Origin of the sequence: Kitasatospora putterlickiae, from assembly GCF_039527695.1 — a bacterium.
Lineage (GTDB): Bacteria > Actinomycetota > Actinomycetes > Streptomycetales > Streptomycetaceae > Kitasatospora > Kitasatospora putterlickiae.
On the sequence record NZ_BAAAKJ010000314.1, the window covers coordinates 33,597 to 39,997 of the forward strand.

The window sequence follows — 6,401 nt, forward strand, 5'->3', positions numbered from 1 at the left end:
GACCACCTCGCGCCCGGCGACGCGGCCGATGCCGGCGATCACCCCGGCGGCCGGGGCGGCGCCGACCGCCTGGTTGAGCCAGCCGTTCATCATCGCCACGTGCGGCACGAAGTGCCACATCAGGTGGAAGTTCGTCAACGCGGCGATCACACCGATCAGGAACATCAGCAGCGCCCTGACCTCGAACAGCGGCGCCGGATCGGCGAGCGCGTCGCGGCGGACCTCCCAGCGCGGGTGGATCCGCACCAGCTCCAGCGCGCCGTCCACCCACCGCCGCACCCCGCGCAGGTCCCCCCTCGGGGGCATGGCGGCCCACACGTGCTCCAGTGGCGCCCGCCACCGCCGGGCCGTCAGGTCGGCGTGCAGTTCACGGCTGCGCAGCACCTCCGCGCGCACGACGGAGATCACGAGCACGGTCAGCACCGGCAGGGCCACCTGACGCGCGTAGTCCGCGGAGAGCAGCGTGTCGCCCCGCGCCACCATGCGCCAGCCCTGCCAGAACGTCACCAGCACGTACGGGCACAGGACGAGGGCGAGGAAGGAGCGCCACAGCGCGACGGTGGCGTAGGTGACCGTCAGGTCCCGGTTGGCGACGTGGGCGAGCTCGTGCAGGACGACGGCGTCGAAGGTGGCCGCATCGGTGTCGCGGCAGGCCACCAGGCCGGCGTTCAGCCGCAGCCGGGGGCGGCGGTTGCTGCCGAACGCCGCGCCGTTGCGGGTGAGGACGGCGGGTGCCTCGAACAGGGCGGGCACCGGGTCGACCCGGTCGGCGGCCAGTGCCCGGACCCTGGCCTCCACGGCGCCGGCGCGGTCGACCAGGGACAGCTCGACACAGCGTCCGCGACGCTGCTTCCAGCGCGGCAGCACGGCCGCGATGACCGCCGCGAACAGCAGGACCACGGCGGGGCCGAACAGGATCTGCCACCACGGCAGCGGCGGGTTGTCGCGGGCCGCGCACGGCAGGTAGGCAAGACTCTGCCCGGTCGTGCGGAGCGTGGAGCCCAGGGTGCCGCGCCGGTCGGCGTCGGCGCCGGCCGCCAGCAGGCAGCCGGTCAGACTGCCGGAGCGGAAGGCCGTCAGGACCGGCATCAGCATCGAGCCGCTGGCCGCCACGAGCAGGACCAGCAGGAGGGCGAAGCGGGCGTTCGTCCCCGCGCCCAGAACCCGTTCGTCGACGGCGGCCGGGCCCGGCCCGGCACCGGTCACCGCAGCTCCCGGGGCTCCTCGGCCCCGCCCTCCTCCACTTCCCCGCGGGGCCGGCCCTGCGGTTCGTCCGGATCGGCCAGGACGAGGCCGGCCACCACGCGGTCGGCTAACCGCTGTGCGAGGTCCGGGGAGAGCCCGGCCTCCGCGGCCCCGTCGAGCACCATCGTGTGGACCAGGCGCTGTTGGTCCCGGGTCAACGGCGGGATGACCTCGGGGACCGGCGGGCGCCGGCGCATCCACCGCCACAGCGTCGACGAGCCGCGCGACGCGCCGTCCACCAGGTTCTGGGCGATCCTCTCGCGGGCCCGCTCCAGGGTCAGCCACAGCAGCGGCGCCACGAGCGGCACGATCTCGGCAAGGCCGAAGCCGAGCGGATCGCGCTCACCACGACGCCTGCGCAGCCGGGCGAGGACCTCAGCGTCGCTCTGCCGCAGCAGGCCCTCGACGATCACCACCTCCTCGGGCGCGCAGGCGGCGACCACATCCCGCACCAGGTCACGGACCCGAACCCCGGCCATCTGCTCGGACATCGAACTCAACTGCCCTACCCTCAAATGAAGTTCACGCGCTCATGGCGCATCACTTGCTATACCACGAACGACCCGGCGTGACGCGCCCGCACGCCACCGCGACCGAACCCGCCAACCGCCAGCCGCCAACCGCCAACCGCCAACCGCCCGGACCGAATCCGGACCGAATGTCGACTCGCACCGCACCCGCGAACCCGGTACCGAAGTCGGCGATGAACACCGGAACGGCCGTCGCGCCCGAAGGCACCGTGAGACTCAACGAGGCGGCTTCCTCGGAGCGTAGTTCCGCGCTCTCTCCGAGTGACGAGAAATCGCGTCTTCGCCACGGCCGTCGAACTGTTGGTGTAGGGCGCGGAGGGGCCGGCGGATTCGCAGAGGCCGGTCGGCCGTGACCTCGCCCCACCCGCGCACTCCCTCTTCAGGCCGTGCAGCACTCCTGAGCCCAGCGGCCACCGGCCCGGAGCCGGTACTGTTCGGCCCGCGCTCCGGCCGGGCCGCCGACCGTCCGGGCGATCGCCTGTTGGTGAACAACTCCCGTCCCTATACTGCGAATCCGTCCGGCCGCCGACCATGACGGCGGACCGGTGAAGAGGATCGAGGGGTGGGCGGGATGAGCAACGACCGGCTGAGATTTCCGCACGAGTACCGGGTGGCGACGACGCGGGTCGGGGGGCTCGCGCTCACCGTCCTGCTGCTGTCCTTCGGGGCACTGCTGCCGCTCTGGAGCGACCAGGAGTTCGCGCCGTCCACGAAGGCGATCGGCTCGCTGCTGGTGATCGGCTTCTGCCTGCTGGTGATCGTCGGAGTCGCCCGGGCCGGCACCCTGGTCACCGCCGAGGGGATCACCGTCCGCGGGCTGGTGCGCCGCCGCCGACTGCCCTGGGCCGAGATCACCAGGTTCGGCAAGGCACCCAACCCGAACGCGCACGCGGGCCGCGGCGCGCCGGCGTTCCTCACCTACGCGTTCCGAGCCGACGGCCGCAAGGTCCACCTCCCCTACGTCGACGACAAGCACGTCCTGGTGGACCGCGAAGTGGAGCGGTTGAACGCTCTGCTGGCCGAACGCCGCGGCGCCGCCGACTGAACCCGGGACGGGCCCGGCGCCCGCCCGTTCCCCCCGGACCGCGAACCGGGCAGCAAGCATCCCGCCCAGGCAGCGGCACCGAGGGCGGTGGTGATCGAATTGGTCGCGAGGTCAGCGCGCGTTGGTCAGGAGATCTGTACTCCGCCGCCGATCTGAATCGCTCGCTGGGCGGCATCGAGGATGTTGTCCAGGCGATCGGCTATCTGGCCGACGCGGTGGGTGACCGGCGTGGGTGAGTCCATGCCAGCGGCAATGGACTCGACGTTGCTCTGGAGCAGGAAGACTTCCTGAATGAACTCCGGGACATCGGCCGGGGCAACACACAGTGTGTCGCCGGCCAGTTGAGGGAAGAACCGTGCACCGAGGGAACGGACTCTCTCCGATCCCCACACCGTGGAGCGCCAGCTCTCGAAGCCCGCGAGATCCGACGAACCGTCGGGGACGTCGGGAAAGCGGGAGTTGCCGCTCTCGTCGGTGGTGAACACCTCAACCAGCAGGCTCATCCGGGAATTGGACCACGTCCCCGGTGCGGTCGTCAGCGCGGGCCCTGACGCGCGTGTTCGGGGGTGGCCCGTTGGCTCTCAGATGATCTTGATGGGCTGTAGGGCCCGATGAGCCCTGGACTCCGGTGTGGCCATCCACTTGACTCCTGTTCACGACTGGGACTGTGGTCCCGGCCCGCCGCCGATCGGCGGGCGAGGATAACCCCCGGGACGGGCGGGGGGCGCACTGGATGGTCCGGGGTGTGTCCGCGCGGCGAGGGTTGGGGCCATGAACACGCACAAGGCCCTACTCGCCGCCCTGCTCGTCCCGCTCGGTGCCACCCTGGCCGTCGCCCCGGCCGCCTCCGCCGCCACTCCGTCCACCCCGGCCGCCGCGTCGGCCGCCGCCGACGCCGCCGCGTTCCGCTCCCCCGAGGCGGCCCTCGACCGGGTGGCCCACCCGCTGCGCACCACCGAACCCCGCGGCAACCTGGCCGACCTGCGCCCGTTCGGCCGGATGGTCGGCGACGCCAAGGTGGTGGGCCTCGGCGAGGCCACCCACAGTTCGCACGAGTTCGTGACCCTCAAGCACCGGGCCCTGCGATACCTGGTCGAGGAGAAGGGCTTCAGGGCCTTCGCCCTCGAAACGGCCTGGAGCAGCGGACTGCGGATCGACGCCTACCTGCTGCGCGGCGAGGGCGACTTGAAGCAGATCATGGACGAGGAGTTCCAGGGCACCTACCGGTGGTGGAACAACGCCGAGTACCGCGACCTGCTCCAGTGGATGCGCGCCTACAACGTCGAGCACCCCGACGACCCGGTCCGCTTCGTCGGCGACGACAACGGGTTCGCCGGCGCCGAGCTGTACGACAAGGTCACCGCCTACGCGGCCGCGATCCGTCCCGAACTCGCCGCGAACCTCACCGGGCTGTACCAGGGCCTGCGGCCCGCCACCGACGCCGAGACCTACGTCAACGACTACTTCGCGAAGCCGATAGCCGAGCGCAAGGAGCTCGCCGAGCGGACCGGCCGAGCGGTGGAGCTGCTCAAGCAGCACCCCGGCGCCGACGCCGACGCGCACGCCTGGGCGCTGCAGCACGCCACCGCGATCCATCAGATGACCACCCTGTACGCCTTCGACTGGGACGACCCCCGGAGCATCCCCGGCGCCATGCTCTACCGCGACCGGGTCATGGCGGAGAACGTCGCCTGGTGGCAGCAGCGCACCGGCGACAAGATCATGATCTCCGCCCACAACGGCCACATCGCCCTCAAGTCCTACGCCCCCGACCACTACCCGAAGGTGCAGGGCGACTTCCTGCGCGAGCGGCTGGGCACGGGCTACCTGAGCGTCGGCCTCACCTTCGACCACGGCGCGTTCAACGCCTTCAACCAGGACGGCGTCCCGGAGCGCTTCACCGCCGCCCCCGCCGCGCCCGGCACCGCCGAGCACACCCTCGACAAGGTCCGCTACCGCGACTTCGTGGTCGACCTGCGCAACACCCCGGCCGCGGCCCGCACCTGGCTCTCCACACCGCACACGGTCAAGAACATCGGCGCCACCTACCCCGGCATCGCCGACGCCCCCCGGATCCGCCTCGCGCAGACCCACGACATCCTGATCCACCTCCAGCAGGTCGAAGCGGCCCGCATGCTCAAGTAGCACCGGGCCCGCGCTACGCGTTCGGCGGCGGGGTGGAGTGGAACGGCGGCAGCGCGGCCTCCTTCGTCCCGCCGCCGAACGCGTAGCGGGCCGGCCGGCCGGGACGGTTCGGCTATCGCCGGGCGGGGTCCTCGACGTGGTCGCCGAGGGTGACCAGCACCCGGCGCAGCAGGCCGGCGAGCTGCTCGCGCTCGGCGGTGCTCAGCCCGGCGAGCTGGCGTTGCTCGCCGACGAGGTGGTGTTCGACGAGGCGGTTGGCCAGCTCCCGGCCGGTGCCGGTCAGGGAGATCAGCACCCGGCGGCGGTGGGCGGGGTCCACGGCCCGGTCGACCAGGCCCTTCTCGACCAGGTGGTCGATGCGGTTGGTGAGCGCCGCGGAGCTGACCATCGCGGCCGAGCTGAGTTCGCCGGCGGTGAGGACGTGCGGCGGGCCGGAGCGCAGCAGGGTGGCGAGGACGTCGAACTCCCAGGGTTCGACGCCGTGCAGGGCCAGGTTCTCCTTGATCCCGCGTTCCAGCAGGCGCGAGGCGCGCGAGACGCGGCCGATCACGGCCATCGGAGAGGTGTCCAGGTCGGGGCGGACCGCGTGCCACTGGGCCGTGATGCGGTCGACGCCGTCGTACTGCTGCGGCTGCTGTTCCGTCATGCCCGGGAGTCTAACATTTCGATATGGAAGTGTTTGACATCATGGATCAATCCCACCTATAGTTTCGACATCGAAATTTTCGACATTGGGGGATTGCCATGAAGGTCCTGCTCACCGGTGCCACCGGTTACATCGGCTCCGCCGTCTCCGAACACCTCACCGCCGCCGGCCACCAGGTCGTCGCCCTCACCCGCGGCGCCGAGCCGCAGCCCGGCCGCCCCTGGCACGCCCAGGTGGTCGGCGACACCGCCGACCCGGCCTCGCTGGCCGGTGCGGTCACCCCCGACATCCAGGCGGTGATCCACCTGGCCCCGCCGAGCGGCGACGCCGACGTGGACACCGCCGTCGTCGAGGCGCTCGCCGCTCCCCTGCGCGGCACCGGTCACCCCTTCGTCTACACCAGCGGCGTGTGGGTGCTCGGCGCCACCGGCGAGGCCCACGAGGTCGACGAACAGGCCCCGACCGACCCGATCGACATCGTCGGCTACCGCCCGCGGATCGAGCGGCGGGTGCTGGCCGAGGCCGCCGAGGGCGTGCGCGCCGTCGTCGTGCGCCCCGGCATCGTGTACGGCCGGGGCGGCGGGATCCCCGCCATCCTCGTCGACCGGGCCCGCACCCAGGGCGCGCCCGAGCACTACGGCGAGGAGGGCGTGCGCTGGCCGACCGTCCACGTGGACGACCTCGCCGAGCTGTTCCTGGCCGCCGTCGAGCGCGCCGAGCCCGGCACCGTCTGGCACGGCGTCGGCGAGTCGGCCGTCCCGGTGCGCGACCTCGCGCGCGCCGCCGGCCG

Annotated in this window: 7 protein-coding genes; 3 read left to right on the plus strand and 4 right to left on the minus strand. The window is 72.2% G+C overall.

What is annotated here, in order from left to right:
• Both ABD308_RS30000 and ABD308_RS30005 read right to left on the minus strand, forming a co-directional pair.
• A partial coding sequence (locus tag ABD308_RS30000; RefSeq protein WP_486327039.1) for a M48 family metalloprotease occupies positions 1–1,206 on the minus strand: 1,206 nt, incomplete at its 3' end.
• On the minus strand, positions 1,203–1,745 hold the full coding sequence (locus tag ABD308_RS30005) for a hypothetical protein (RefSeq protein ID WP_344341768.1): 543 nt from the start codon (positions 1,743–1,745) through the stop codon (positions 1,203–1,205). The genes ABD308_RS30000 and ABD308_RS30005, both read right to left, overlap by 4 nt.
• A 601-nt stretch (positions 1,746–2,346) precedes the next feature.
• Between ABD308_RS30005 and ABD308_RS30010 the strand changes: the two genes are divergently transcribed.
• Entirely contained in the window at positions 2,347–2,820 is a 474-nt protein-coding gene (locus ABD308_RS30010) for a PH domain-containing protein (RefSeq protein ID WP_344341771.1), read from the plus strand.
• A 125-nt stretch (positions 2,821–2,945) separates the two neighbouring features.
• On the opposite strand, the gene ABD308_RS30015 is transcribed toward ABD308_RS30010, so the two are convergent.
• Positions 2,946–3,323, minus strand: a complete 378-nt coding sequence (locus ABD308_RS30015) for a hypothetical protein (RefSeq protein WP_344341774.1) — start codon at positions 3,321–3,323, stop codon at positions 2,946–2,948.
• Positions 3,324–3,591: 268 nt separating this feature from the next.
• Between ABD308_RS30015 and ABD308_RS30020 the strand changes: the two genes are divergently transcribed.
• Complete coding sequence (locus ABD308_RS30020; protein ID WP_344341777.1) at positions 3,592–4,965, plus strand: erythromycin esterase family protein; 1,374 nt, start codon at positions 3,592–3,594, stop codon at positions 4,963–4,965.
• A gap of 112 nt (positions 4,966–5,077) precedes the next feature.
• Here the strand turns inward: ABD308_RS30020 and ABD308_RS30025 are convergent, their stop codons facing one another.
• Complete coding sequence (locus ABD308_RS30025) at positions 5,078–5,611, minus strand: MarR family winged helix-turn-helix transcriptional regulator (protein ID WP_344341780.1); 534 nt, start codon at positions 5,609–5,611, stop codon at positions 5,078–5,080.
• A gap of 98 nt (positions 5,612–5,709) precedes the next feature.
• Between ABD308_RS30025 and ABD308_RS30030 the strand changes: the two genes are divergently transcribed.
• On the plus strand, positions 5,710–6,401 hold a 692-nt coding region (locus ABD308_RS30030), incomplete at its 3' end, for an NAD-dependent epimerase/dehydratase family protein (RefSeq protein ID WP_344341783.1).